Here is a 22,471-nt window from a genome sequence, read left to right on the forward strand (position 1 = left end):
GGAATCAAATGGCTCGTAAAACACCCATTGAGCGCTACCGTAACATTGGTATCAGTGCTCACATCGACGCCGGTAAGACAACCACTACCGAACGTGTTCTGTTCTACACCGGTGTAAACCACAAAATCGGTGAAGTGCATGATGGCGCAGCCACCATGGACTGGATGGAACAGGAGCAGGAACGTGGTATTACCATCACGTCCGCTGCGACCACCTGTTTCTGGTCAGGTATGGCTAAGCAGTTCGAACCACACCACATCAACATCATCGACACCCCAGGGCACGTTGACTTCACCATCGAAGTTGAACGTTCCATGCGTGTTCTTGATGGCGCGGTAATGGTTTACTGTGCTGTTGGTGGTGTTCAGCCACAGTCTGAGACCGTATGGCGTCAGGCAAACAAATATAAAGTTCCTCGTATCGCGTTCGTTAACAAAATGGACCGTATGGGTGCTAACTTCCTGAAAGTTGTTGACCAGATTGAAAAACGTCTGGGCGCAACTCCGGTGCCACTGCAATTGGCAATCGGCGCGGAAGAGAAATTCACCGGTGTTGTTGACCTGGTGAAGATGAAAGCTATCAACTGGAACGAAGCTGATCAGGGCGTTACCTTCGAATACGAAGAAATCCCTGCCAACATGCAAGAACTGGCTGAAGAATGGCGTCAGAAACTGGTTGAGTCCGCAGCTGAAGGCTCTGATGAGCTGATGGAGAAATTCTTTGGTGGCGAAGAGCTGACTGAAGAAGAGATCAAAACTTCTCTGCGTAAGCGCGTTCTGAACAACGAAATCATCCTGGTTACCTGTGGTTCTGCGTTTAAAAACAAAGGCGTACAGGCAATGCTGGATGCTGTTGTTGAGTATCTGCCAGCACCGACTGACGTTGAAGCTATCAACGGTCTGTTGGACGACGGTAAAGACACTCCGGCAGTTCGCCATTCTGACGATTCAGAGCCGTTCTCTGCTCTGGCGTTCAAAATCGCTACTGACCCATTCGTGGGTAACTTGACGTTCTTCCGTGTTTATTCCGGTCTCGTCAATTCAGGTGACACTGTATTTAACCCAGTGAAATCTCAGCGTGAACGTCTGGGTCGTATCGTTCAGATGCACGCTAACAAGCGTGAAGAAATCAAAGAAGTTCGTGCGGGCGATATCGCTGCTGCGATCGGTCTGAAAGACGTGACTACAGGTGATACCCTGTGTGATCCGGATAATGTGATTATCCTGGAACGCATGGAATTCCCTGAGCCGGTAATCTCCGTTGCGGTAGAACCAAAAACCAAAGCTGACCAGGAAAAAATGGGTCTGGCTCTGGGCCGTCTGGCAAAAGAAGACCCATCATTCCGCGTTTGGACTGATGAAGAATCTGGCCAGACAATCATCGCAGGTATGGGTGAGCTTCACCTGGATATCCTGGTTGACCGTATGCGTCGTGAATTTAACGTTGAAGCTAACGTCGGTAAGCCGCAGGTTGCATACCGTGAAGCTATCCGCGCGAAAGTTACCGATGTTGAAGGTAAACACGCTAAGCAGTCTGGTGGTCGTGGTCAGTATGGTCACGTTGTGATCGACATGTACCCATTAGAACCTGGCACGAATCCGAAAGGATACGAGTTTGTCAACGAAATCAAAGGCGGTGTAATTCCTGGTGAATTCATCGGCGCGATTGACAAAGGCATCCAGGAACAGCTGAAGTCTGGTCCACTGGCGGGTTATCCGGTAGTCGATCTGGGCGTGCGTCTGCACTTCGGTTCTTACCATGATGTCGACTCCTCCGAGCTGGCGTTTAAACTGGCCGCTTCTATCGCCTTCAAAGATGGCTTTAAGAAAGCGAAACCAGTTCTGCTTGAGCCGATCATGAAGGTTGAAGTAGAAACTCCGGAAGAGAACACCGGTGACGTCATCGGTGACCTTAGCCGTCGTCGTGGTATGCTGAAAGGCCAAGAATCTAACGCTACTGGCGTTGTGATTCATGCTGAAGTTCCGCTTTCCGAAATGTTCGGTTATGCAACTCAGCTGCGTTCACTGACCAAAGGCCGTGCATCTTACTCCATGGAATTCCTGAAGTATGATGATGCGCCAAATAACGTGGCCCTGGCCGTTATTGAAGCTCGTGGCAAATAAGCCACTGGTTTAAACACAATGATCCCGTGCTCTCTCTATGAAGGGAGAGCACAAGAGTAAGGAATATAGCCGTGTCTAAAGAAAAATTTGAACGTACAAAACCGCACGTTAACGTTGGTACTATCGGCCACGTTGACCACGGTAAAACTACCCTGACTGCAGCAATCACTACCGTTCTGGCTAAAACCTACGGCGGTTCTGCACGCGCATTCGACCAGATCGATAACGCACCAGAAGAAAAAGCTCGTGGTATCACCATCAACACTTCACACGTTGAATATGACACCCCAAGCCGTCACTACGCGCACGTTGACTGCCCAGGGCACGCCGACTACGTGAAAAACATGATCACCGGTGCTGCTCAGATGGACGGCGCGATCCTGGTTGTTGCTGCAACTGACGGCCCTATGCCTCAGACGCGTGAGCACATCCTGCTGGGTCGCCAGGTTGGCGTTCCTTACATCATCGTGTTCCTGAACAAATGTGACATGGTTGATGACGAAGAGCTGCTGGAACTGGTAGAAATGGAAGTTCGTGAACTTCTGTCTATGTACGACTTCCCAGGCGATGACACTCCGGTTGTTCGCGGTTCAGCGCTGAAAGCACTGGAAGGCGATGCAGACTACGAAGCAAAAATCATTGAACTGGCTGGCTTCCTGGATTCTTACATCCCAGAACCAGAACGTGCAATTGACAAGCCATTCCTGCTGCCAATCGAAGACGTATTCTCCATCTCCGGTCGTGGTACAGTTGTAACCGGTCGTGTAGAGCGCGGTATCGTTAAAGTCGGCGAAGAAGTTGAAATCGTTGGTATCAAAGATACCGTGAAATCAACTTGTACTGGCGTTGAAATGTTCCGCAAACTGCTGGACGAAGGCCGTGCAGGCGAGAACGTTGGTGTTCTGCTGCGTGGTATCAAACGTGAAGATATCGAACGTGGTCAAGTTCTGGCAAAACCAGGCTCAATCAAACCACACACCCAGTTCGAATCTGAAGTTTATATTCTGAGCAAAGATGAAGGTGGCCGTCATACTCCATTCTTCAAAGGCTACCGTCCACAGTTCTACTTCCGTACAACTGACGTGACCGGTACTATCGAACTGCCAGAAGGCGTTGAAATGGTAATGCCAGGCGACAACATCAAAATGGTTGTTACCTTGATCCACCCAATCGCGATGGATGACGGTCTGCGTTTCGCAATCCGTGAAGGCGGCCGTACTGTAGGCGCTGGTGTTGTTGCTAAAGTTATCGCTTAATCGCTGATAATTAAGAGCAAAAAAGGGTGCCTCGGCACCCTTTTTATTTTCTAATTTTTGTGAGATAAAGAGCATAAACAGGATTTGCAATAATAACCATTCTCATTTACAGTAAACCTAAGATTTAGACGAAGTGTGGTTTATATGTACGTGTGTTTATGTAATTCGGTCAGTGATAAAACGATCAGACAGGCCGTCAGGCGTTACCAGCCACAAACGTTCCAGCAGCTCAGAAATTTTGTTCCAGTAGGAACTCAGTGTGGAAAATGTGTGCGGGCTGCACGACAGATAATGGAAGATGAATTACAACAAATCCCAGAGTTCAAAAACATCGCGTAAAAATACTTCGTTAAAAAGTGTGCCTTTTTTTTGACTTACTCTGTGTCGGATCTACGCTTTAGATACCGGAACGGAGGAGTTACCTATGAAAGGCGATAAAAAAGTCATTGCTCATCTCAACAAACTTCTTGGAAATGAGCTGGTTGCAATTAACCAGTATTTTCTGCACGCCCGAATGTTCAAAAACTGGGGCTTAATGCGCCTGAATGGTATCGAGTACCATGAGTCTATCGACGAAATGAAACATGCCGATATTTACATTGAACGCATACTTTTCCTCGAAGGCATCCCAAATCTTCAAGATCTCGGAAAGCTCAATATTGGCGAAGATGTTGAGGAGATGCTGAAGTCAGATTTATTACTTGAACTCGATGGGGCCAAAGACCTGAGAGAAGGGATTGCTTACGCTGATTCAGTCCATGATTATGTCAGCCGGGATTTAATGATCACCATCCTTGCAGATGAAGAGCACCATATCGATTGGCTCGAAACTGAGATCGAATTAATTGGGCGTATTGGGTTACAAAACTACATCCAGTCCCAGCTCAAAGAAGCATCCCAATAGCAGAATCGATTACATCAGCCAGACAATGTCACTCCTCTGGCTGATGTAAATCAGAAGTCCAGATATTGAAAGGGCAGGGCCAAAAGGAATCAAACTACCCCGTCGTAAGAACCTCCCCCAAACCACGGCATAAAAAATTCCGATTAATGCCGCCAGTGTACATACAGCAGGCAATGCTTCCCAGCCTGACCAGGCGCCTATTGCTGCCAGTAGTTTAAAATCACCAAAACCCATCCCCTCTTTCTTTATCACAAATCTCAAACACCAATAAAGAAACCAAAGAGACAGGTAGCCTGAAACTGCGCCGAAAATAGCAGACTCAACGGGCACGCCATGACCGAGTGCACTCAGCATCAGACCGAGCCACAGCAACGGCTGTGTTAAGGCATCCGGTAAAATGAATGTTGAAGCGTCGATAACACTCAATGTGATGAGAAAACAAGAAAACAGACAAACTATCAGCCAGGCCATAGGATTATCGAAGAGAAAGGACATACCTAAAAACAAGAGCGTGCAGCTCCCGGTGACAAAAAGGGATCGGTATGAAAGCTGGTCCCGGTAATACAGGCTGGCCCTTCGAAAATTCATCTGTCTAAGCAATGGAGATTTCAGGTATAGATCGGGTTCATCAGAGCTTGTCGCATAAGATATATCGGGCAGAGTGAACGGGGGCATAGGAATCGAAGCAAACTTTAGAATAAATCGGGTAACTACGATATTGAGCAACATACCGGCCAAAAAGCCGATGAAAGCAGCTACACTGCGGGCGACTCCCTGAAACTGGACTTCATATAAAATTGGATAGTACAAAGAATGCTCCCGTTAGCTAATTCAAAGTCATAACATCTTTTATGACGGATGATATTGGCGCCTGAAGAGGCAATGACCAACTGAATTCATTATGAATCAAGACTGAAACGGGATGTTGATATCTCACCCAGTTGTAATACAGCCCGCCAATAAATGATCCTGAAACTCAGGTGATGAGGTGGGTGATGGAACGAGTTGACGGCAGTGCAAAATAAAAGCACTCCATTTGGTAATGTCTGTTGCTTATTCTCCCTGTTTACGTATAATGCGCGGGCTTACCTAATCTTGGTAAGTCTGATTCGATAAGAATCAGCTGGCTGATAAGTTTACTTGTCGGTCGACAATACTCCCGATATGGGGGTTATGTTAAGAACGATTACACTCTCCCATCAATCGAAATGGGTATGAGGAGTAATCATTTACGTTTAAAATAATTGGAGCTCTGGTCTCATGCAGAACCAAAGAATCCGTATCCGCCTGAAAGCGTTTGATCATCGTCTGATCGATCAATCAACTGCGGAAATCGTTGAGACTGCGAAGCGCACTGGTGCGCAAGTTCGTGGTCCAATCCCGCTGCCGACCCGCAAAGAGCGCTTTACCATTCTGATTTCTCCGCACGTCAATAAAGATGCGCGCGATCAGTATGAGATTCGCACTCACAAGCGTCTGGTTGACATCGTTGAGCCAACCGAGAAAACCGTTGATGCTCTGATGCGTCTGGATCTGGCTGCTGGTGTAGACGTGCAGATCAGCCTGGGTTAATCAGGGTCATTGAGCGATTGAGAGGTTGAAACAATGATTGGTTTAGTCGGTAAGAAAGTGGGTATGACTCGTATCTTCACAGAAGATGGCGTTTCTATCCCTGTAACCGTTATCGAAATTGAAGCAAACCGCGTTACTCAGGTCAAAGACCTGGACAACGATGGTTACCGTGCTGTGCAGGTTACTACTGGTAGCAAAAAAGCTAACCGTGTAACCAAACCAGAAGCGGGTCACTTCGCTAAAGCTGGCGTTGAAGCTGGCCGCGGTCTGTGGGAATTCCGCCTTGCAGAAGGTGAAGAGTTCACTGCAGGTCAAAACATTAGCGTTGAAATTTTCGCAGACGTTAAGAAAGTTGATGTTACCGGTACTTCTAAAGGTAAAGGTTTTGCTGGCACAGTTAAGCGCTGGAATTTCCGTACCCAAGACGCTACCCACGGTAACTCCTTGTCTCACCGTGTTCCGGGTTCTATCGGTCAGAACCAGACTCCGGGCAAAGTGTTCAAAGGCAAGAAAATGGCAGGCCAACTGGGTAACGAGCGTGTAACCGTTCAAAGCCTGGACGTAGTACGTGTTGACGCTGAGCGCAACCTGCTGCTGGTCAAGGGTGCTGTTCCGGGTGCTACCGGTGGCAACCTGATCGTTAAACCTGCTGTTAAGGCTTAACGTCGAGGAGATAGGAATGGAATTAGTAGTGAAAGACGCGCAGAGCGCGCTGACTGTTTCCGAAACTACCTTCGGGCGTGATTTCAATGAAGCGCTGGTACACCAGGTCGTTGTTGCTTATGCAGCAGGTGCCCGTCAAGGTACTCGTGCTCAGAAGACCCGTGCTGAAGTAACTGGTTCCGGTAAAAAACCTTGGCGTCAGAAAGGTACTGGCCGTGCGCGTTCAGGTTCTGTAAAGAGCCCGATCTGGCGTTCCGGTGGTGTAACCTTCGCTGCCAAGCCACAGGACCACAGTCAAAAAGTAAATAAAAAGATGTACCGCGGCGCGCTGAAAAGCATCCTGTCCGAACTGGTACGTCAAGATCGTTTGATCGTTGTCGAGACGTTCTCTGTTGAAGCGCCTAAAACTAAGCTGCTGGCACAGAAACTGAAAGACATGGCTCTGGAAGACGTGCTGATTGTAACTGGCGAAGTCGACGAGAATCTGTTCCTGGCCGCACGTAACCTGTACAAGGTTGACGTTCGCGATGTAGCAGGTATCGATCCAGTAAGCCTGATCGCCTTCGACAAAGTGGTTATGACTGCTGACGCTGTGAAGCAAGTTGAGGAGATGCTGGCATGATTCGTGAAGAACGTCTGCTGAAAGTGCTGCGCGCGCCGCACGTTTCTGAAAAAGCTTCTACTGCGATGGAAAAGAACAACACCATCGTTCTCAAAGTTGCCAAAGACGCGACTAAAGCAGAAATCAAAGCTGCGGTTTCGAAACTGTTTGAAGTCGAAGTCGAAGATGTGAACACCTTGCTGGTTAAAGGCAAAGTTAAACGTCACGGTCAGCGTGTTGGTCGTCGTAGCGACTGGAAAAAAGCTTACGTCACCCTGAAAGAAGGCCAGAATCTGGACTTCATCAGCGGCGCTGAGTAAGTCGGAGGAGTAAGAACAATGGCAATTGTTAAATGTAAACCTACATCTCCGGGTCGTCGCCACGTTGTTAAAGTGGTTAACCCTGAGCTGCACAAGGGTAAACCTTTTGCCCCGCTGCTTGAAAAACTGAGCAAAAGCGGTGGCCGTAACAACAATGGCCGTATCACCACCCGTCATATCGGTGGTGGCCACAAACAGCATTATCGTCTGGTTGACTTCAAACGCAACAAAGATGGTATCGCTGCAGTGGTTGAGCGTCTGGAGTACGATCCGAACCGTTCCGCGAACATCGCGCTGGTTCTGTACAAAGATGGCGAACGCCGTTATATCCTGGCGCCGAAAGGCCTAAAAGTGGGTGACCAGATCCAATCTGGCGTTGATGCTGCAATCAAGACAGGTAACGCCCTGCCTATGCGCAACATCCCAGTAGGTTCAACGGTTCACAACGTAGAAATGAAACCAGGTAAAGGCGGCCAGATGGCTCGTTCAGCCGGTGCCTACGTTCAGATCGTTGCTCGTGACGGTTCCTACGTAACTCTGCGTCTGCGCTCTGGCGAAATGCGTAAAGTTCAAGTTGATTGCCGCGCCACCTTAGGTGAAGTCGGTAACTCTGAACATATGCTTCGTGTTCTGGGTAAAGCAGGTGCTGCACGTTGGCGTGGTATTCGTCCTACCGTTCGCGGTACTGCGATGAACCCAGTCGATCACCCACACGGTGGTGGTGAAGGTCGTAACTTTGGTAAGCACCCGGTAACTCCGTGGGGCGTTCAAACCAAAGGTAAGAAGACCCGTAGCAACAAGCGTACTGATAAATTCATTGTACGTCGCCGTAGCAAAAAATAATTAGAGGATAAGCCATGCCACGTTCTCTCAAGAAAGGTCCTTTTATTGACCTGCACTTGCTGAAGAAGGTAGAGAAAGCGGTGGAAAGCGGTGACAAGAAGCCTTTGCGCACTTGGTCCCGTCGTTCAACGATCTTTCCTAACATGATCGGTTTGACCATCGCTGTCCATAATGGTCGTCAGCACGTACCAGTATTTGTTTCCGATGAAATGGTCGGTCACAAACTGGGTGAATTCGCGCCGACTCGTACTTATCGCGGCCATGCGGCTGATAAAAAAGCTAAAAAGCGCTAAGGTAGGAGGAAGAGATGGAAACTATCGCTAAACATCGCCACGCTCGTTCTTCTGCTCAGAAGGTTCGCCTTGTTGCGGACCTGATTCGCGGTAAGAAAGTGTCGCAAGCTCTGGAAACTCTGGCCTACACCAACAAGAAAGCTGCTGGTCTGGTTAAGAAGGTACTGGAGTCTGCCATTGCTAACGCAGAACACAACGATGGCGCTGACATCGATGATCTGAAAGTCACGAAGATTTTCGTAGACGAAGGCCCAAGCATGAAGCGCATTATGCCTCGTGCAAAAGGTCGTGCAGATCGCATTCTGAAGCGCACCAGCCACATCACTGTGGTTGTGTCCGATCGCTGAGACTCTGGAGACTAGCAATGGGTCAGAAAGTACATCCTAATGGTATTCGCCTGGGTATTGTCAAACCTTGGAACTCTACTTGGTATGCGAATACCAAAGAATTCGCTGACAACCTGGACAGCGACTTTAAAGTTCGCCAATTCTTGACTAAAGAACTGGCGAAAGCTTCCGTTTCTCGCATCGTTATCGAGCGTCCAGCGAAGAGCATCCGTGTGACTATTCACACTGCTCGTCCTGGCATCGTTATCGGCAAGAAAGGTGAAGATGTCGAAAAACTGCGTAAGGTCGTAGCGGATATCGCTGGCGTTCCTGCGCAGATTAACATCGCCGAAGTCCGTAAACCGGAACTGGACGCAAAATTGGTTGCTGACAGCATCACTTCACAGCTGGAACGTCGTGTTATGTTCCGTCGTGCTATGAAACGTGCTGTACAGAACGCAATGCGTCTTGGCGCTAAAGGTATCAAAGTTGAAGTAAGCGGCCGCCTTGGCGGTGCTGAAATCGCGCGTACCGAATGGTACCGTGAAGGTCGTGTTCCGTTGCATACTCTGCGTGCGGATATCGATTACAACACATCTGAAGCGCACACCACTTATGGTGTAATCGGCGTTAAGGTATGGATCTTCAAAGGTGAGATCCTGGGTGGTATGGCTGCAGTTGAACAACCGGAACCGGCTGCTCAACCTAAAAAGCAGCAGCGTAAAGGCCGCAAGTAAGGAGAGTCGCTGATGTTACAACCAAAGCGTACAAAATTCCGTAAGGTGCACAAGGGCCGCAACCGTGGTCTTGCGCAAGGTACGGATGTGAGCTTCGGCACTTACGGTCTGAAAGCTGTTGGCCGTGGTCGTCTGACTGCTCGTCAAATTGAAGCAGCACGTCGTGCGATGACCCGTGCAGTTAAGCGTCAAGGTAAGATCTGGATCCGAGTATTCCCGGACAAACCGATCACCGAGAAACCGCTCGAAGTTCGTATGGGTAAAGGTAAAGGCAACGTAGAGTATTGGGTTGCTTTGATTCAGCCTGGTAAAGTCCTGTACGAAATGGACGGTGTGCCTGAAGAGCTGGCTCGTGAAGCCTTCCAGCTGGCAGCAGCCAAACTGCCTATCAAAACCACCTTTGTAACTAAGACGGTGATGTAATGAAAGCACAAGAGCTGCGCGAAAAAAGCGTGGAAGAGCTGAACACTGAGCTGCTGAACCTTTTGCGTGAGCAGTTTAACCTGCGCATGCAAACGGCAAGTGGCCAGTTGCAGCAAACACACCTGTTGAAACAAGTGCGTCGTGATGTTGCACGTGTGAAGACTTTACTGACTGAAAAGGCGGGTGCGTAATGACTGACAAGATCCGTACTCTGCAGGGTCGTGTAATCAGTGACAAAATGGAAAAATCCATCGTTGTTGCGATTGAACGTGTGGTGAAACACCCGATCTACGGTAAATTCATCAAGCGTACGACTAAATTGCACGTACATGACGAGAACAATGAATGTGGTATCGGCGACGTTGTAGAAATCAGCGAATGCCGTCCACTGTCTAAGACTAAGTCTTGGACCTTGGTTCGCGTTGTAGAGAAAGCGATTCTGTAATACAGTAGCGCCTCTCAAAAATAGATAAACGGCTCATGTACGTGGGCCGTTTATTTTTTCTACCCATAATCGGGAACCGGTGTTATAATGCCGCGCCCTCATATTGTGGGGATTTCTTAACGACCTATCCTGGGTCCTAAAGTTGTAGTTGACATTAGCGGAGCACTAACATGATCCAAGAACAGACTATGCTGACCGTGGCCGACAACTCCGGTGCACGTCGCGTAATGTGTATCAAGGTTCTAGGTGGCTCGCACCGTCGCTACGCAGGCGTCGGCGACATCATCAAAATTACCATCAAGGAAGCAATTCCTCGCGGTAAGGTGAAGAAAGGCGATGTGCTGAAGGCGGTAGTGGTGCGCACCAAGAAGGGTGTTCGTCGCCCGGACGGTTCTGTCATTCGCTTCGATGGTAATGCATGCGTTATTTTAAACAATAACAGCGAGCAGCCAATCGGCACGCGTATTTTTGGGCCGGTAACTCGTGAACTGCGTAATGAGAAGTTCATGAAAATTATCTCTCTGGCACCAGAAGTACTCTAAGGAGCGAACCATGGCAGCGAAAATCCGTCGTGATGACGAAGTTATCCTGCTTACCGGTAAAGATAAAGGTAAGCGCGGTAAAGTAAAAAATGTCCTGTCTTCTGGCAAGGTCATTGTTGAAGGTATCAACCTGGTTAAAAAACATCAGAAGCCTGTACCGGCCCTGAATCAACCAGGTGGCATCGTTGAAAAAGAAGCTGCAATTCCGGTTTCTAACGTTGCTCTCTTCAACACGGCTACTGGCAAGGCGGACCGTGTAGGCTTTAGATTCGAAGACGGCAAAAAAGTACGTTTCTTCAAGTCTAACAGCGTAACTATCAAGTAATTTGGAGTAGTACGATGGCGAAACTGCATGATTACTACAAAGACGATGTCGTAAAAAAACTCATGGCTGAGTTTGGTTACAATTCTGTCATGCAAGTCCCTCGGGTCGAGAAGATCACCCTGAACATGGGTGTTGGTGAAGCGATCGCTGACAAGAAACTGCTGGATAACGCAGCAGCTGACTTGGCAGCAATCTCCGGTCAAAAACCGCTGATCACCAAAGCACGCAAATCAGTTGCAGGCTTCAAAATCCGTCAGGGCTATCCGATCGGCTGTAAAGTAACCCTCCGCGGCGAACGCATGTGGGAGTTCTTTGAGCGTCTGGTCTCTATTGCTGTTCCACGTATTCGTGACTTCCGCGGCTTGTCTGCTAAGTCTTTCGATGGTCGTGGTAACTACAGCATGGGCGTGCGTGAACAGATCATCTTCCCGGAAATCGATTATGATAAAGTCGATCGCGTTCGTGGTTTAGATATTACTATCACCACTACTGCGAAATCCGATGATGAAGGCCGTGCATTGCTGACAGCCTTTAACTTCCCGTTCCGCAAGTAAGGCAGGGTTACTAATGGCTAAGCAATCCATGAAAGCACGCGAAGTCGTTCGCGTAAAACTGGCTGATAAATACCGCGCTAAACGCGAGGAATTGAAAGCTATTATCTCTGGTGTGAACTCATCCGACGAAGATCGTTGGGATGCGGTTCTTAAGCTGCAGTCTCTGCCGCGTGATTCCAGCCCGTCTCGTCAGCGTAACCGCTGCCGTCAAACTGGTCGTCCGCATGCTTTCCTGCGGAAGTTCGGGTTGAGCCGTATTAAGGTCCGTGAAGCCGCTATGCGCGGTGAAATTCCGGGTCTTAAAAAGGCTAGCTGGTAATTGTCACCAATTGAATCACGGGAGTAAAGACAGATGAGCATGCAAGATCCGATCGCGGATATGCTGACCCGTATCCGTAACGGTCAAGCCGCGAACAAAGTTGCGGTCACCATGCCTTCCTCCAAGCTGAAAGTGGCTATTGCCAACGTGCTGAAGGAAGAAGGCTACATTGAAGAATTTAAAATCGAAGGCGACGCCAAACCTGAACTGGAATTAGTACTGAAGTACTTCCAGGGAAGCCCAGTGGTAGAAAGCATTCAACGTATCAGCCGTCCAGGTCTGCGCATCTACAAGAAAAAAGATGAGCTGCCTAAAGTTATGGCTGGTATGGGTATTGCTGTTATTTCTACCTCTAAAGGTGTTATGACCGATCGTGCAGCTCGCCAGGCTGGTCTTGGTGGCGAGATTATCTGCTACGTAGCTTAATTGGGAGGAAAGAATGTCTCGTGTTGCAAAAGCACCCGTCGTCATTCCTGCCGGCGTAGAGGTTAAACTCAACGGTCAGGTTATTTCGATTAAGGGTAAAAACGGCGAGCTGTCACGTACTATCCATGACGCTGTAGTAGTAAAACAGGAAGAAAATACACTGACTTTCGCTCCACGCGAAGGCGCTGTAGATGGTTGGGCCCAAGCGGGTACCACTCGTGCACTGTTGAACTCTATGGTTGTAGGTGTTACCGACGGCTTCACTAAAAAGCTTCAACTGGTAGGTGTTGGTTATCGTGCTGCTGTTAAAGGCAACGTGGTGAATTTAGCCTTAGGCTTTTCTCACCCGGTCGATCATCAACTGCCGGAAGGCATTACTGCAGAATGTCCGACCCAAACTGAAATCGTGCTGAAAGGCGCTGATAAGCAGGTAATCGGTCAGGTTGCTGCGGATTTACGTGCCTACCGTCGTCCTGAGCCTTATAAAGGCAAGGGTGTCCGTTACGCCGACGAAGTCGTGCGTACCAAAGAGGCTAAGAAGAAGTAAGGTAACACTATGGATAAGAAATCTGCTCGTATCCGTCGTGCGACCCGCGCACGCCGCAAGCTCAAAGAATTGGGTGCGACTCGTCTGGTGGTACATCGTACCCCGCGTCATATTTACGCACAGGTCATCGCACCAAACGGTTCTGAAGTCATAGTTGCTGCATCTACTGTAGAAAAAACTATTACTGAGCAACTGAAGTATACCGGCAACAAAGATGCTGCCACTGCTGTAGGTAAAGCTATCGCAGAACGCGCATTGGAAAAAGGGATCACGAAAGTATCCTTTGACCGTTCCGGTTTCCAATATCATGGTCGAGTCCAGGCACTGGCAGATGCTGCCCGTGAAGCTGGCCTTCAGTTCTAAGGAAGAGGTTTAAGATGGCTCACATCGAAAAACAAGCTGGCGAACTGCAGGAAAAGCTGATCGCGGTAAACCGCGTATCTAAAACCGTAAAAGGTGGCCGTATCTTCAGCTTTACCGCACTGACAGTAGTTGGTGATGGTAACGGTCGCGTTGGTTTTGGCTACGGCAAAGCACGCGAAGTTCCGGCAGCGATCCAGAAAGCGATGGAAAAAGCCCGTCGCAACATGTTGAATGTCGCGCTGAATAGCGGCACCCTGCAGCATCCTGTTAAAGGTGCTCATACGGGTTCCCGTGTGTTCATGCAGCCGGCTTCCGAAGGTACCGGTATCATCGCCGGTGGTGCAATGCGCGCCGTCCTGGAAGTTGCAGGGGTACATAACGTATTGGCTAAAGCTTATGGTTCTACAAACCCGATTAACGTGGTTCGTGCAACTATCGACGCTCTGGCAAATATGAAATCCCCACAAATGGTCGCTGCCAAGCGTGGTAAATCCGTTGAAGAAATTCTGGGGTAATTAACCATGGCAAAGACTATTAAAGTTACACAAACTCGCAGTTCTATTGGCCGCCTGCCTAAGCATAAAGCTACTCTGGTTGGTCTGGGTCTGCGTCGTATTGGTCACACCGTAGAGCGCGAGGATACTCCTGCTGTACGCGGTATGATCAACCTGGTTTCCTACATGGTTAAGGTTGAGGAGTAAGAGATGCGTTTAAATACTCTGTCTCCGGCTGATGGTGCCAAACAAGCGCCAAGGCGTGTAGGTCGTGGTATCGGTTCTGGCCTGGGTAAAACCGGTGGTCGTGGTCACAAAGGTCAGAACTCACGTTCTGGCGGTGGCGTACGTCGCGGTTTTGAAGGTGGTCAGATGCCTTTATATCGTCGTCTGCCGAAATTCGGCTTCACCTCCCGCAAAGCTATGATCACGGCAGAAGTTCGTCTGTCTGAACTGGCTCTGGTGGAAGGCGACGTGATCGACCTGAACGCGCTGAAAGCCGCTAACGTAGTTGGTATCCAGATCGAGTTCGCGAAAGTAATCCTTTCAGGCGAAGTTGGTCGTGCGGTAACTCTGCGTGGTTTGCGTGTCACCAAAGGCGCTCGTGTTGCTATCGAAGCTGCTGGCGGTAAAATTGAGGAATAAGTAGCAGATGGCTAAGCAACCGGGATTAGATTTTCAAAGTGCCAAGGGTGGACTAGGCGAACTGAAGCGCAGACTTTTGTTTGTTATCGGTGCGCTGATTGTTTTCCGTATCGGCTCTTTTATTCCGATCCCTGGTATTGATGCCACTGTACTTGCCAAATTGCTCGAGCAGCAAAGAGGCACTATCATTGAAATGTTTAACATGTTCTCTGGTGGTGCTCTCAGCCGTGCTTCAATCTTTGCTCTGGGGATCATGCCGTACATTTCGGCATCGATCATTATCCAGTTGTTAACGGTGGTTCATCCAGCGTTAGCGGAAATTAAGAAAGAAGGGGAGGCTGGCCGTCGTAAGATTAGCCAGTATACCCGCTACGGTACGCTGGTATTGGCAGTGTTTCAGTCTATCGGTATTGCTACCGGTTTGCCGAACATGCCTGGTATGCAAGGCCTGGTGTTGAATCCAGGCTTCGCATTCTACTTTACTGCAGTTGTGAGTCTGGTTACCGGGACAATGTTCCTGATGTGGCTGGGTGAGCAAATTACTGAACGAGGTATCGGTAACGGTATTTCGATCATTATTTTTGCCGGTATCGTAGCGGGTCTTCCGCCAGCAGTTGCCCATACTATCGAACAAGCTCGGCAAGGCGACCTGCACTTCCTCCTGTTGCTGTTGGTTGCAGTTTTAGTGTTTGCAGTGACTTTCTTTGTTGTGTTTGTAGAACGTGGTCAACGTCGTATCGTCGTTAACTACGCCAAGCGTCAACAAGGTCGTCGTGTCTATGCAGCACAGAGCACGCACTTACCGTTGAAAGTGAATATGGCCGGGGTTATCCCAGCAATCTTCGCTTCCAGCATCATTCTGTTCCCTGCCACGATTGCATCATGGTTCGGGGGCGGAACTGGTTGGAACTGGCTGACTACGATTTCGCTGTATTTGCAGCCTGGACAACCGCTTTATGTGTTACTCTATGCGACTGCAATCATCTTCTTCTGTTTCTTTTATACTGCGTTGGTGTTCAACCCGCGTGAGACAGCAGATAACCTGAAGAAGTCCGGTGCATTTGTACCAGGAATTCGTCCGGGAGAGCAAACGGCGAAGTACATCGATAAAGTAATGACTCGCTTAACCTTAATTGGTGCGATGTATATTACTTTCATCTGCCTTATCCCGGAGTTCATGCGTGACGCGATGAAAGTTCCATTCTACTTTGGTGGTACTTCACTACTAATCGTAGTCGTTGTCATTATGGACTTTATGGCTCAAGTGCAAACTCTGATGATGTCAAGTCAGTACGAGTCTGCATTGAAGAAAGCAAACCTGAAAGGCTATAACCGCTAATCTGGTGCGTTTGCGAAGTTACGGAGAGTAAAAATGAAAGTTCGTGCTTCCGTCAAGAAATTATGTCGTAACTGCAAAATTGTTAAGCGTAACGGTATCGTTCGCGTAATCTGCAGCGCAGAACCGAAGCATAAACAGCGTCAAGGCTGATTATCTCGCATATTTTTCTTGCAAAGTTGGGTTGAGCTGGCTAGATTAGCCAGCCAATCTTTTGTATGTAAGCAGCAATACTATTTGAGTATCCTGAAAACGGGCTTTTCAGAATGGTATTGCCGTATATAAATAGTAGGAGTGCATAGTGGCCCGTATAGCAGGCATTAACATTCCTGATCAGAAACATACCGTGATCGCATTAACTTCGATCTACGGCATCGGCAAAACCCGCTCACAGTCTATCTGTGCTGCATCCGGTATTGCTGAAAATGTTAAGATCAGTGAGCTGTCTGAAGAGCAAATCGAAAAACTGCGTGACGAAGTTGCCAAGTTCATTGTTGAAGGTGATCTGCGTCGTGAAGTCACCCTGAGCATCAAGCGTCTTATGGACCTTGGGACTTATCGTGGTTTGCGTCATCGTCGTGGTCTTCCAGTACGCGGTCAGCGTACCAAGACTAACGCACGTACCCGTAAGGGTCCGCGTAAACCGATCAAGAAATAATCGGGGTGATTGAATAAATGGCAAAGGCACCTGTTCGTACACGTAAACGTGTAAGAAAACAAGTCTCTGACGGCGTGGCTCATATCCATGCTTCTTTCAACAACACCATTGTTACCATTACCGATCGTCAGGGTAATGCTTTGGGTTGGGCAACAGCTGGTGGTTCCGGTTTCCGTGGTTCTCGTAAATCCACTCCGTTCGCAGCTCAGGTTGCAGCAGAGCGCTGCGCTGACGCAGTGAAAGAATACGGTATCAAGAATCTGGAAGTTATGGTTAAAGGACCTGGTCCTGGTCGTGAGTCTACTATCCGCGCATTAAACGCGGCTGGTTTCCGCATCACTAATATTACTGATGTGACTCCTATCCCTCATAACGGTTGTCGTCCGCCGAAAAAGCGCCGCGTATAACGCTGCTTTTTTAGGTTTGTTGGAGAGAGAAAATGGCAAGATATTTGGGTCCTAAGCTCAAGCTTAGCCGTCGTGAGGGCACAGATTTATTCCTTAAATCTGGCGTTCGCGCGATCGATACCAAGTGTAAAATTGAACAAGCTCCTGGTCAGCATGGTGCGCGTAAACCGCGTTTGTCTGACTACGGTGTACAGTTACGTGAAAAGCAAAAAGTTCGTCGTATTTACGGTGTTCTGGAGCGTCAGTTCCGTAACTATTACAAAGAAGCAGCACGCCTGAAAGGCAACACCGGTGCAAACCTGTTGCAACTGCTTGAAGGTCGTTTGGACAACGTTGTTTATCGTATGGGCTTCGGCGCTACTCGTGCGGAATCGCGCCAGTTAGTTAGCCACAAAGCTATCATGGTAAACGGTCGCGTTGTTAACATCGCTTCTTATCAGGTATCTCCGAATGACGTTGTCAGCATCCGCGAGAAAGCTAAAAAGCAATCTCGCGTGAAGGCCGCTTTGGAGTTGGCTGAACAGCGTGAAAAGCCGACTTGGCTTGAAGTTGATGCTGCTAAGATGGAAGGTGTGTTCAAGCGTATGCCTGAACGTACTGATCTGTCTTCCGACATTAACGAACACCTGATCGTCGAGCTTTACTCCAAGTAAAGCTTAGTACCAAAGAGAGGACACAATGCAGGGTTCTGTGACAGAGTTTCTAAAACCGCGCCTGGTAGATATCGAGCAAGTCAGTTCGACGCACGCCAAGGTGACCCTTGAGCCTTTAGAACGTGGCTTTGGCCATACTTTAGGCAACGCACTGCGCCGTATTCTGCTTTCATCCATGCCGGGTTGCGCGGTGACCGAGGTTGAGATTGATGGTGTACTGCATGAGTACAGCACCAAAGAAGGCGTACAGGAAGATATCCTGGAGATCCTGCTCAACCTGAAAGGGCTGGCGGTGAGAGTTCAAGGGAAAGATGAAGTTATTCTTACCCTGAATAAGTCTGGCATTGGCCCTGTGACTGCAGCCGACATTACCCATGATGGTGATGTCGAAATCGTCAAGCCGCAACATGTCATCTGCCACCTGACCGATGAGAACGCTGCTATCAGCATGCGTATCAAAGTTCAGCGCGGTCGTGGTTATGTGCCGGCGTCTGCCCGAATTCATTCGGAAGAAGATGAGCGCCCAATTGGTCGTCTGTTAGTAGACGCATGCTACAGCCCTGTAGAGCGAATTGCCTACAATGTTGAAGCAGCGCGTGTAGAACAGCGTACTGATTTGGACAAGCTGGTTATCGAAATGGAAACCAACGGTACGATCGATCCTGAAGAGGCGATCCGTCGTGCGGCGACCATTCTTGCTGAACAACTTGAAGCTTTCGTTGATTTACGTGATGTACGTCAACCGGAAGTCAAAGAAGAGAAGCCGGAATTCGATCCAATCCTGCTGCGCCCTGTTGACGATCTGGAATTGACTGTCCGCTCTGCTAACTGCCTTAAGGCAGAAGCAATCCACTACATCGGTGATCTGGTACAGCGTACCGAGGTTGAGTTACTTAAAACACCTAACCTGGGTAAAAAATCTCTTACTGAGATCAAAGACGTACTTGCGTCCCGTGGTTTGTCTCTGGGCATGCGCCTGGAAAACTGGCCACCAGCAAGTATTGCTGACGAGTAACCGGATCACAGGTTAAGGTTTTACTGAGAAGGATAAGGTCATGCGCCATCGTAAGAGTGGTCGTCAACTGAACCGTAACAGCAGCCACCGACAGGCTATGTTCCGTAACATGGCCGGCTCTTTGGTTCGTCATGAGATCATCAAGACGACCCTGCCGAAAGCGAAAGAGCTGCGTCGCGTTGTTGAGCCGCTGATTACTCTTGCCAAGACCGACAACGTTGCAAATCGTCGTCTGGCATTCGCCCGTACTCGTGATAACGAGATCGTGGCAAAACTGTTTAATGAACTGGGCCCGCGTTTCGCGAGCCGTGCCGGTGGTTACACTCGCATTCTGAAGTGTGGTTTCCGTGCAGGCGACAATGCGCCGATGGCTTACATCGAGCTCGTTGATCGTGCAGAGTCACAAGCAGAAGTAGCAACTGCTGAATAATCTGTAGATGCATGAAAAAGCCGGGCTCTGCCCGGTTTTTTTACGTCTAAATTTTGATGCTTTAAATTTCGTTACCTCCGGCACCATTCATCCTGAATTTCTCTTGTATCCGCGCTATGCTGCCTTAACGTTGTGAAGCTAACCGTTTGGCTGAGGCAAAATCATGTTTCTTATTGACCAGTGGGTTGAAAAACACATTAAAGAGGCCCGGGAAAATGGTGAGTTTGATAATCTTCCGGGAGCTGGCCGACCTCTTATACTCGATGATGACAGCGGCATTCCTGAAGAGCTAAGAACCGCTTATCGTATTCTTAAAAACGCAGGTTATTTGCCTCCTGAGTTGCAGGACCGAAAAGAAGCGATCGAATTAGATCATCTACTTAATGTTTTAACGCGGGATGATCCCCAGTTTTCAGCTGTTGAAAAGCGTCTCAAAATTCTTCAGTTGCGTTTGCAGCAAGCGGGAATGAATATCGATTTTCTTCATGGGCGCTACAAAGATGCGCTAAAGGATAATTTTAGAGGTGAGTGAATATGTATAAAATTGGTGAGCTAGCTGCTTTGGCAGGGGTCTCTACGGATACTGTTCGTTATTATGAAAAACAGGAAATGATGGCGGCTGGTTTACGGACTACCTCCGGTTATCGTCAATATGATGAAAACGACTTACAACGGTTGCGTTTCATTCGGTATGCAAAATCTACCGGGTTTACGCTTGAAGCAATTAAAGAACTGCTTTCTATTCGGGTCGATCCTATTCATCACACATGTCAGGAATCTAAGTCTATTGTTGATGAGCGTCTGGCTGAGGTTGAGCTCAAATTACAAGAGCTCACCCGGATGCGTGAATCTTTGAAAAGATTGAGTGCCGCCTGCTGTGGTTCTGCGCATACCAGTGAGAGTTGTTCAATATTAGAAGCGCTTGAAGATGGGGCAGGAAAAGTGATCTAATCTGCTCAAGCATTTTGAAAAGAGCTACCGGTTGGAAATTAAACGCAGTATTATGCGCTGGCAATTTAGCCATGTTGCATTTCTAAAAAACGAGGGAGTTATGACTCAGTATAAGCACCAAAAAGGGACCATTCAGGATAATGCCTTGCAGGCTCTTCTTCATGATCCACTGTTTAAGCAGCGCATTGAAAAGAATCTAAAGGGTAAGGGAAGTTATCGTAGAAAAGAAAAAAATGGAAAAGGGAATTATATGGAGGGCAGTGTTGAGCGTTCAATCGAATATTCAACACTGCCCTTCTAAAACTTAAAGCAACAGCAACTTTCTTCTTCGTTACAATCTCGGTGTTTGCTGCTCTTTAAGCAGATCACGAATTTCTGCCAGCAAAGTTTCTTCCGCAGTCGGTTTCGGTGGTGCCGCAGGAACATCTTCCTGTTTACGGCGCATTTTGTTCATCAAAGTGATTGCGCAGAAGATTGCCAAAGCAACAATGACGAAATCAAAAATATTTTGGATAAACACACCGTAATGCATTACGACTGCCGGTACCGTTCCTTGTGCGTCTCTGAGTACAAAAGCGAATTGCTTGAAATCGACTCCACCAATGAGTAAACCCAGCGGTGGCATAATAATATCAGCAACAAATGATGACACTATCTTGCCGAAGGCTGCACCAATGATTACACCGACGGCAAGGTCGACCACGTTGCCACGCATGGCAAATTCACGAAACTCTTTCATAAAACTCATAAAATACTCCTTGGCAAATTCATCAAATGTGTCCAACCAAGTAAAGACCATTTGTCGCGTCTTCGCTACAAAAGTTCTCTACTGAATCCTGCTTAACGCCATATATTTTCGGCAATTCATCAATTTATAAGAAGAACGGGCTAGGTTGGAACAAACGTTCCACATCCCTGACAAATTTCTTATCTGTAATGAACATCACCACATGATCACCTTGTTGGATTCTGCTATTTCCATTAGCAATGATGACGTCATTCCCACGGACGATCGCGCCGATAGTCGTACCTGGCGGCAATTTAATTTGCTCTACCGTACGACCAACAACTTTAGAGGTGGTCTCATCGCCATGTGCAATCGCCTCAATAGCTTCGGCTACACCACGGCGTAATGACGAAACGCTGACGATATCTGCTTTTCTGACGTGCCCAAGCAGTGCCGAAATCGTCGCCTGCTGAGGTGAAATCGCAATATCAATCACGCTGCCTTGCACCAAATCCACGTACGCACTGCGCTGAATGAGAACCATCGCTTTTTTGGCGCCCATACGTTTTGCAAGCATCGCCGACATGATGTTTGCTTCATCATCATTAGTAATCGCAATAAACACATCAACTTGTTCAATATGTTCTTCTGCTAACAATTCCTGATCAGAGGCATCGCCGTAGAAAACAATCGTGTCTTGCAGCAACTCGGCCAGTTCAGCTGCCCGCTGCTGATCGCGTTCTATCAGTTTTACGCTGTAATTCTTCTCAAGCTTTTGTGCCAGTCCGGCACCCACATTGCCCCCACCGACAATCATGATCCGCTTATATGGTTTTTCCAGCCGTTGAAGTTCGCTCATAACCGCACGGATGTGCTGAGAGGCGGCAACAAAGAACACTTCATCACCTGCTTCAATAATGGTTGAACCCTGCGGGCGAATCGGGCGGTCCTGGCGGAAAATGGCTGCAACGCGAGTTTCGATGTGCGGCATGTGTTCACGCATTGAAGAGAGTGCATTACCTACCAGCGGACCGCCATAATAGGCTTTAACTGCGGCAATGCTCACTTTCCCTTCTGCAAAGTTCACAACCTGTAATGCACCCGGATATTCGATTAATTTGTAGATGTAATCGGTAACTAGTTGCTCAGGCGAAATCAGATGGTCAATCGGCACAGCTTCTGGACTGAAAAGCTTTTCGGATTCACGGATATATTCCGTGGAGCGAATGCGTGCGATGCGGTTTGGGGTATTGAAAAGCGAATACGCAATCTGACATGCCACCATGTTGGTTTCGTCCGAATTAGTCACCGCCACCAACATATCGGCATCTTCAGCTCCGGCTTCGCGGAGTACGCGTGGGTGAGAGCCATGTCCCTGCACAACGCGCAGGTCAAATTTGTCCTGAAGCTGACGTAACCGGACGGTGTTGGTATCGACAACGGTAATGTCATTGTTTTCACCCACCAGATTTTCAGCGAGTGTTCCACCAACCTGTCCGGCCCCGAGAATTATTATTTTCATATGACTCTCTGCTTGGCTTCGAAGATTTCAGCCTGAATAAGTAGCATTAAT

At 48.4% G+C, this 22,471-nt stretch carries 38 protein-coding genes; 35 read left to right on the plus strand and 3 right to left on the minus strand.

What is annotated here, in order from left to right; translation table 11 throughout:
• The first annotated feature begins 8 nt into the window (after positions 1-8).
• The 4 genes from fusA to bfr all read left to right on the plus strand — a co-directional run bounded on the left by fusA (position 9) and on the right by bfr (position 4,283).
• Positions 9-2,123, plus strand: a complete 2,115-nt coding sequence (fusA, locus tag GW579_RS19010) for an elongation factor G (RefSeq protein ID WP_152327473.1) — start codon at positions 9-11, stop codon at positions 2,121-2,123.
• A 71-nt stretch (positions 2,124-2,194) separates the two neighbouring features.
• A complete protein-coding gene (gene tuf / locus GW579_RS19015) occupies positions 2,195-3,379 on the plus strand; it encodes an elongation factor Tu (RefSeq protein WP_165061132.1) in 1,185 nt (394 codons plus the stop codon).
• A gap of 144 nt (positions 3,380-3,523) precedes the next feature.
• On the plus strand, positions 3,524-3,718 hold the full coding sequence (bfd, locus tag GW579_RS19020; protein WP_056778102.1) for a bacterioferritin-associated ferredoxin: 195 nt from the start codon (positions 3,524-3,526) through the stop codon (positions 3,716-3,718).
• Positions 3,719-3,803: 85 nt separating this feature from the next.
• Positions 3,804-4,283 (plus strand): bacterioferritin, encoded by a 480-nt coding sequence (bfr, locus tag GW579_RS19025; protein WP_165061134.1) that lies wholly within the window; start codon positions 3,804-3,806, stop codon positions 4,281-4,283.
• Positions 4,284-4,292: 9 nt separating this feature from the next.
• On the opposite strand, the gene GW579_RS19030 is transcribed toward bfr, so the two are convergent.
• On the minus strand, positions 4,293-5,093 hold the full coding sequence (locus GW579_RS19030) for a prepilin peptidase (RefSeq protein WP_165061137.1): 801 nt from the start codon (positions 5,091-5,093) through the stop codon (positions 4,293-4,295).
• A gap of 450 nt (positions 5,094-5,543) precedes the next feature.
• Here GW579_RS19030 and rpsJ point away from each other — a divergent pair, with 450 nt between their 5' ends.
• The 31 genes from rpsJ (at position 5,544) to GW579_RS19185 (ending at position 20,472) form a co-directional block, all read left to right on the plus strand.
• Positions 5,544-5,855, plus strand: coding sequence for a 30S ribosomal protein S10 (gene rpsJ, locus GW579_RS19035; protein WP_009639175.1), 312 nt, complete (start codon positions 5,544-5,546; stop codon positions 5,853-5,855).
• A 33-nt stretch (positions 5,856-5,888) separates the two neighbouring features.
• Complete coding sequence (gene rplC / locus GW579_RS19040) at positions 5,889-6,518, plus strand: 50S ribosomal protein L3 (protein ID WP_013573687.1); 630 nt, start codon at positions 5,889-5,891, stop codon at positions 6,516-6,518.
• A gap of 16 nt (positions 6,519-6,534) precedes the next feature.
• On the plus strand, positions 6,535-7,140 hold the full coding sequence (gene rplD, locus GW579_RS19045; RefSeq protein ID WP_013573688.1) for a 50S ribosomal protein L4: 606 nt from the start codon (positions 6,535-6,537) through the stop codon (positions 7,138-7,140).
• Positions 7,137-7,439 (plus strand): 50S ribosomal protein L23, encoded by a 303-nt coding sequence (rplW, locus tag GW579_RS19050; RefSeq protein WP_013573689.1) that lies wholly within the window; start codon positions 7,137-7,139, stop codon positions 7,437-7,439. Before rplD ends, rplW begins: the two co-directional genes overlap by 4 nt.
• An 18-nt stretch (positions 7,440-7,457) precedes the next feature.
• On the plus strand, positions 7,458-8,282 hold the full coding sequence (rplB, locus tag GW579_RS19055) for a 50S ribosomal protein L2 (protein ID WP_152327227.1): 825 nt from the start codon (positions 7,458-7,460) through the stop codon (positions 8,280-8,282).
• Between the two features lie 14 nt (positions 8,283-8,296).
• On the plus strand, positions 8,297-8,575 hold the full coding sequence (rpsS, locus tag GW579_RS19060) for a 30S ribosomal protein S19 (protein ID WP_004929772.1): 279 nt from the start codon (positions 8,297-8,299) through the stop codon (positions 8,573-8,575).
• Positions 8,576-8,589: 14 nt separating this feature from the next.
• Entirely contained in the window at positions 8,590-8,922 is a 333-nt protein-coding gene (rplV, locus tag GW579_RS19065; RefSeq protein ID WP_004391423.1) for a 50S ribosomal protein L22, read from the plus strand.
• Between the two features lie 17 nt (positions 8,923-8,939).
• Positions 8,940-9,638 carry a 30S ribosomal protein S3 gene (gene rpsC, locus GW579_RS19070; protein ID WP_004956187.1) on the plus strand — a complete coding sequence of 233 codons (699 nt, stop codon included), beginning with the start codon at positions 8,940-8,942 and terminating at the stop codon, positions 9,636-9,638.
• 12 nt (positions 9,639-9,650) lie between these two features.
• Positions 9,651-10,061, plus strand: a complete 411-nt coding sequence (rplP, locus tag GW579_RS19075) for a 50S ribosomal protein L16 (RefSeq protein ID WP_009639183.1) — start codon at positions 9,651-9,653, stop codon at positions 10,059-10,061.
• Positions 10,061-10,252, plus strand: a complete 192-nt coding sequence (rpmC, locus tag GW579_RS19080) for a 50S ribosomal protein L29 (protein WP_013573692.1) — start codon at positions 10,061-10,063, stop codon at positions 10,250-10,252. The genes rplP and rpmC overlap by 1 nt, the downstream gene beginning before the upstream one ends.
• Positions 10,252-10,506 carry a 30S ribosomal protein S17 gene (gene rpsQ, locus GW579_RS19085; RefSeq protein ID WP_014333604.1) on the plus strand — a complete coding sequence of 85 codons (255 nt, stop codon included), beginning with the start codon at positions 10,252-10,254 and terminating at the stop codon, positions 10,504-10,506. Before rpmC ends, rpsQ begins: the two co-directional genes overlap by 1 nt.
• Before the next feature lie 170 nt (positions 10,507-10,676).
• Complete coding sequence (rplN, locus tag GW579_RS19090) at positions 10,677-11,048, plus strand: 50S ribosomal protein L14 (RefSeq protein ID WP_008457164.1); 372 nt, start codon at positions 10,677-10,679, stop codon at positions 11,046-11,048.
• Between the two features lie 10 nt (positions 11,049-11,058).
• A complete protein-coding gene (gene rplX / locus GW579_RS19095; protein WP_013573694.1) occupies positions 11,059-11,373 on the plus strand; it encodes a 50S ribosomal protein L24 in 315 nt (104 codons plus the stop codon).
• A 14-nt stretch (positions 11,374-11,387) separates the two neighbouring features.
• Positions 11,388-11,927: a 50S ribosomal protein L5 gene (gene rplE, locus GW579_RS19100; protein WP_013573695.1), complete on the plus strand. Its 540-nt coding sequence runs from the start codon at positions 11,388-11,390 to the stop codon at positions 11,925-11,927.
• 13 nt (positions 11,928-11,940) lie between these two features.
• Positions 11,941-12,246 (plus strand): 30S ribosomal protein S14, encoded by a 306-nt coding sequence (rpsN, locus tag GW579_RS19105; RefSeq protein ID WP_013573696.1) that lies wholly within the window; start codon positions 11,941-11,943, stop codon positions 12,244-12,246.
• 33 nt (positions 12,247-12,279) lie between these two features.
• Positions 12,280-12,672 (plus strand): 30S ribosomal protein S8, encoded by a 393-nt coding sequence (gene rpsH, locus GW579_RS19110; protein ID WP_104923581.1) that lies wholly within the window; start codon positions 12,280-12,282, stop codon positions 12,670-12,672.
• A gap of 13 nt (positions 12,673-12,685) precedes the next feature.
• A complete protein-coding gene (gene rplF / locus GW579_RS19115; RefSeq protein ID WP_013573698.1) occupies positions 12,686-13,219 on the plus strand; it encodes a 50S ribosomal protein L6 in 534 nt (177 codons plus the stop codon).
• Positions 13,220-13,228: 9 nt separating this feature from the next.
• On the plus strand, positions 13,229-13,582 hold the full coding sequence (gene rplR / locus GW579_RS19120) for a 50S ribosomal protein L18 (RefSeq protein WP_013573699.1): 354 nt from the start codon (positions 13,229-13,231) through the stop codon (positions 13,580-13,582).
• Positions 13,583-13,596: 14 nt separating this feature from the next.
• Positions 13,597-14,097, plus strand: coding sequence for a 30S ribosomal protein S5 (gene rpsE / locus GW579_RS19125; protein WP_101080135.1), 501 nt, complete (start codon positions 13,597-13,599; stop codon positions 14,095-14,097).
• Positions 14,098-14,103: 6 nt separating this feature from the next.
• Entirely contained in the window at positions 14,104-14,283 is a 180-nt protein-coding gene (gene rpmD, locus GW579_RS19130; protein WP_101080134.1) for a 50S ribosomal protein L30, read from the plus strand.
• 3 nt (positions 14,284-14,286) lie between these two features.
• Entirely contained in the window at positions 14,287-14,721 is a 435-nt protein-coding gene (gene rplO / locus GW579_RS19135; RefSeq protein ID WP_013573702.1) for a 50S ribosomal protein L15, read from the plus strand.
• Between the two features lie 7 nt (positions 14,722-14,728).
• On the plus strand, positions 14,729-16,060 hold the full coding sequence (gene secY / locus GW579_RS19140; RefSeq protein ID WP_034793668.1) for a preprotein translocase subunit SecY: 1,332 nt from the start codon (positions 14,729-14,731) through the stop codon (positions 16,058-16,060).
• A 33-nt stretch (positions 16,061-16,093) separates the two neighbouring features.
• Positions 16,094-16,210 carry a 50S ribosomal protein L36 gene (gene rpmJ / locus GW579_RS19145; protein WP_012768118.1) on the plus strand — a complete coding sequence of 39 codons (117 nt, stop codon included), beginning with the start codon at positions 16,094-16,096 and terminating at the stop codon, positions 16,208-16,210.
• Between the two features lie 148 nt (positions 16,211-16,358).
• On the plus strand, positions 16,359-16,715 hold the full coding sequence (gene rpsM, locus GW579_RS19150) for a 30S ribosomal protein S13 (protein ID WP_013573704.1): 357 nt from the start codon (positions 16,359-16,361) through the stop codon (positions 16,713-16,715).
• Between the two features lie 17 nt (positions 16,716-16,732).
• Positions 16,733-17,122: a 30S ribosomal protein S11 gene (gene rpsK / locus GW579_RS19155; RefSeq protein ID WP_004929731.1), complete on the plus strand. Its 390-nt coding sequence runs from the start codon at positions 16,733-16,735 to the stop codon at positions 17,120-17,122.
• A 32-nt stretch (positions 17,123-17,154) separates the two neighbouring features.
• Positions 17,155-17,775: a 30S ribosomal protein S4 gene (rpsD, locus tag GW579_RS19160; RefSeq protein WP_095923750.1), complete on the plus strand. Its 621-nt coding sequence runs from the start codon at positions 17,155-17,157 to the stop codon at positions 17,773-17,775.
• A 25-nt stretch (positions 17,776-17,800) separates the two neighbouring features.
• Positions 17,801-18,790, plus strand: coding sequence for a DNA-directed RNA polymerase subunit alpha (locus GW579_RS19165; protein WP_002919219.1), 990 nt, complete (start codon positions 17,801-17,803; stop codon positions 18,788-18,790).
• Between the two features lie 40 nt (positions 18,791-18,830).
• A complete protein-coding gene (rplQ, locus tag GW579_RS19170) occupies positions 18,831-19,220 on the plus strand; it encodes a 50S ribosomal protein L17 (RefSeq protein ID WP_034793661.1) in 390 nt (129 codons plus the stop codon).
• Between the two features lie 163 nt (positions 19,221-19,383).
• On the plus strand, positions 19,384-19,752 hold the full coding sequence (locus GW579_RS19175) for a DnaJ family domain-containing protein (RefSeq protein ID WP_165061140.1): 369 nt from the start codon (positions 19,384-19,386) through the stop codon (positions 19,750-19,752).
• Between the two features lie 2 nt (positions 19,753-19,754).
• Positions 19,755-20,171: a Zn(2+)-responsive transcriptional regulator gene (gene zntR, locus GW579_RS19180; protein ID WP_152327225.1), complete on the plus strand. Its 417-nt coding sequence runs from the start codon at positions 19,755-19,757 to the stop codon at positions 20,169-20,171.
• A gap of 100 nt (positions 20,172-20,271) precedes the next feature.
• Positions 20,272-20,472, plus strand: coding sequence for an alternative ribosome-rescue factor A (locus tag GW579_RS19185; protein WP_165061187.1), 201 nt, complete (start codon positions 20,272-20,274; stop codon positions 20,470-20,472).
• 30 nt (positions 20,473-20,502) lie between these two features.
• Here the strand turns inward: GW579_RS19185 and mscL are convergent, their stop codons facing one another.
• Together mscL and trkA are read right to left on the minus strand one after the other, a co-directional pair.
• On the minus strand, positions 20,503-20,919 hold the full coding sequence (gene mscL, locus GW579_RS19190) for a large-conductance mechanosensitive channel protein MscL (RefSeq protein WP_101080130.1): 417 nt from the start codon (positions 20,917-20,919) through the stop codon (positions 20,503-20,505).
• A gap of 124 nt (positions 20,920-21,043) precedes the next feature.
• On the minus strand, positions 21,044-22,420 hold the full coding sequence (trkA, locus tag GW579_RS19195; protein ID WP_165061143.1) for a Trk system potassium transporter TrkA: 1,377 nt from the start codon (positions 22,418-22,420) through the stop codon (positions 21,044-21,046).
• Positions 22,421-22,471: the final 51 nt, after the last annotated feature.

Source organism: Rahnella contaminans, from assembly GCF_011065485.1.
Lineage (GTDB): Bacteria > Pseudomonadota > Gammaproteobacteria > Enterobacterales > Enterobacteriaceae > Rahnella > Rahnella contaminans.

Bases quoted from the DNA above. Each gene is read 5' to 3' on its own strand.
- fusA (WP_152327473.1), top strand. From the start codon at position 9: ATGGCTCGTAAAACACCCATTGAGCGCTACCGTAACATTGGTATCAGT.
- bfd (WP_056778102.1), top strand. From the start codon at position 3,524: ATGTACGTGTGTTTATGTAATTCGGTCAGTGATAAAACGATCAGACAG.
- bfr (WP_165061134.1), top strand. From the start codon at position 3,804: ATGAAAGGCGATAAAAAAGTCATTGCTCATCTCAACAAACTTCTTGGA.
- rpsJ (WP_009639175.1), top strand. From the start codon at position 5,544: ATGCAGAACCAAAGAATCCGTATCCGCCTGAAAGCGTTTGATCATCGT.
- rplC (WP_013573687.1), top strand. From the start codon at position 5,889: ATGATTGGTTTAGTCGGTAAGAAAGTGGGTATGACTCGTATCTTCACA.
- rplD (WP_013573688.1), top strand. From the start codon at position 6,535: ATGGAATTAGTAGTGAAAGACGCGCAGAGCGCGCTGACTGTTTCCGAA.
- rplW (WP_013573689.1), top strand. From the start codon at position 7,137: ATGATTCGTGAAGAACGTCTGCTGAAAGTGCTGCGCGCGCCGCACGTT.
- rplB (WP_152327227.1), top strand. From the start codon at position 7,458: ATGGCAATTGTTAAATGTAAACCTACATCTCCGGGTCGTCGCCACGTT.
- rpsS (WP_004929772.1), top strand. From the start codon at position 8,297: ATGCCACGTTCTCTCAAGAAAGGTCCTTTTATTGACCTGCACTTGCTG.
- rplV (WP_004391423.1), top strand. From the start codon at position 8,590: ATGGAAACTATCGCTAAACATCGCCACGCTCGTTCTTCTGCTCAGAAG.
- rpsC (WP_004956187.1), top strand. From the start codon at position 8,940: ATGGGTCAGAAAGTACATCCTAATGGTATTCGCCTGGGTATTGTCAAA.
- rplP (WP_009639183.1), top strand. From the start codon at position 9,651: ATGTTACAACCAAAGCGTACAAAATTCCGTAAGGTGCACAAGGGCCGC.
- rpmC (WP_013573692.1), top strand. From the start codon at position 10,061: ATGAAAGCACAAGAGCTGCGCGAAAAAAGCGTGGAAGAGCTGAACACT.
- rpsQ (WP_014333604.1), top strand. From the start codon at position 10,252: ATGACTGACAAGATCCGTACTCTGCAGGGTCGTGTAATCAGTGACAAA.
- rplN (WP_008457164.1), top strand. From the start codon at position 10,677: ATGATCCAAGAACAGACTATGCTGACCGTGGCCGACAACTCCGGTGCA.
- rplX (WP_013573694.1), top strand. From the start codon at position 11,059: ATGGCAGCGAAAATCCGTCGTGATGACGAAGTTATCCTGCTTACCGGT.
- rplE (WP_013573695.1), top strand. From the start codon at position 11,388: ATGGCGAAACTGCATGATTACTACAAAGACGATGTCGTAAAAAAACTC.
- rpsN (WP_013573696.1), top strand. From the start codon at position 11,941: ATGGCTAAGCAATCCATGAAAGCACGCGAAGTCGTTCGCGTAAAACTG.
- rpsH (WP_104923581.1), top strand. From the start codon at position 12,280: ATGAGCATGCAAGATCCGATCGCGGATATGCTGACCCGTATCCGTAAC.
- rplF (WP_013573698.1), top strand. From the start codon at position 12,686: ATGTCTCGTGTTGCAAAAGCACCCGTCGTCATTCCTGCCGGCGTAGAG.
- rplR (WP_013573699.1), top strand. From the start codon at position 13,229: ATGGATAAGAAATCTGCTCGTATCCGTCGTGCGACCCGCGCACGCCGC.
- rpsE (WP_101080135.1), top strand. From the start codon at position 13,597: ATGGCTCACATCGAAAAACAAGCTGGCGAACTGCAGGAAAAGCTGATC.
- rpmD (WP_101080134.1), top strand. From the start codon at position 14,104: ATGGCAAAGACTATTAAAGTTACACAAACTCGCAGTTCTATTGGCCGC.
- rplO (WP_013573702.1), top strand. From the start codon at position 14,287: ATGCGTTTAAATACTCTGTCTCCGGCTGATGGTGCCAAACAAGCGCCA.
- secY (WP_034793668.1), top strand. From the start codon at position 14,729: ATGGCTAAGCAACCGGGATTAGATTTTCAAAGTGCCAAGGGTGGACTA.
- rpmJ (WP_012768118.1), top strand. From the start codon at position 16,094: ATGAAAGTTCGTGCTTCCGTCAAGAAATTATGTCGTAACTGCAAAATT.
- rpsK (WP_004929731.1), top strand. From the start codon at position 16,733: ATGGCAAAGGCACCTGTTCGTACACGTAAACGTGTAAGAAAACAAGTC.
- rpsD (WP_095923750.1), top strand. From the start codon at position 17,155: ATGGCAAGATATTTGGGTCCTAAGCTCAAGCTTAGCCGTCGTGAGGGC.
- GW579_RS19165 (WP_002919219.1), top strand. From the start codon at position 17,801: ATGCAGGGTTCTGTGACAGAGTTTCTAAAACCGCGCCTGGTAGATATC.
- rplQ (WP_034793661.1), top strand. From the start codon at position 18,831: ATGCGCCATCGTAAGAGTGGTCGTCAACTGAACCGTAACAGCAGCCAC.
- GW579_RS19175 (WP_165061140.1), top strand. From the start codon at position 19,384: ATGTTTCTTATTGACCAGTGGGTTGAAAAACACATTAAAGAGGCCCGG.
- zntR (WP_152327225.1), top strand. From the start codon at position 19,755: ATGTATAAAATTGGTGAGCTAGCTGCTTTGGCAGGGGTCTCTACGGAT.
- GW579_RS19185 (WP_165061187.1), top strand. From the start codon at position 20,272: ATGACTCAGTATAAGCACCAAAAAGGGACCATTCAGGATAATGCCTTG.
- mscL (WP_101080130.1), bottom strand. From the start codon at position 20,919: ATGAGTTTTATGAAAGAGTTTCGTGAATTTGCCATGCGTGGCAACGTG.
- trkA (WP_165061143.1), bottom strand. From the start codon at position 22,420: ATGAAAATAATAATTCTCGGGGCCGGACAGGTTGGTGGAACACTCGCT.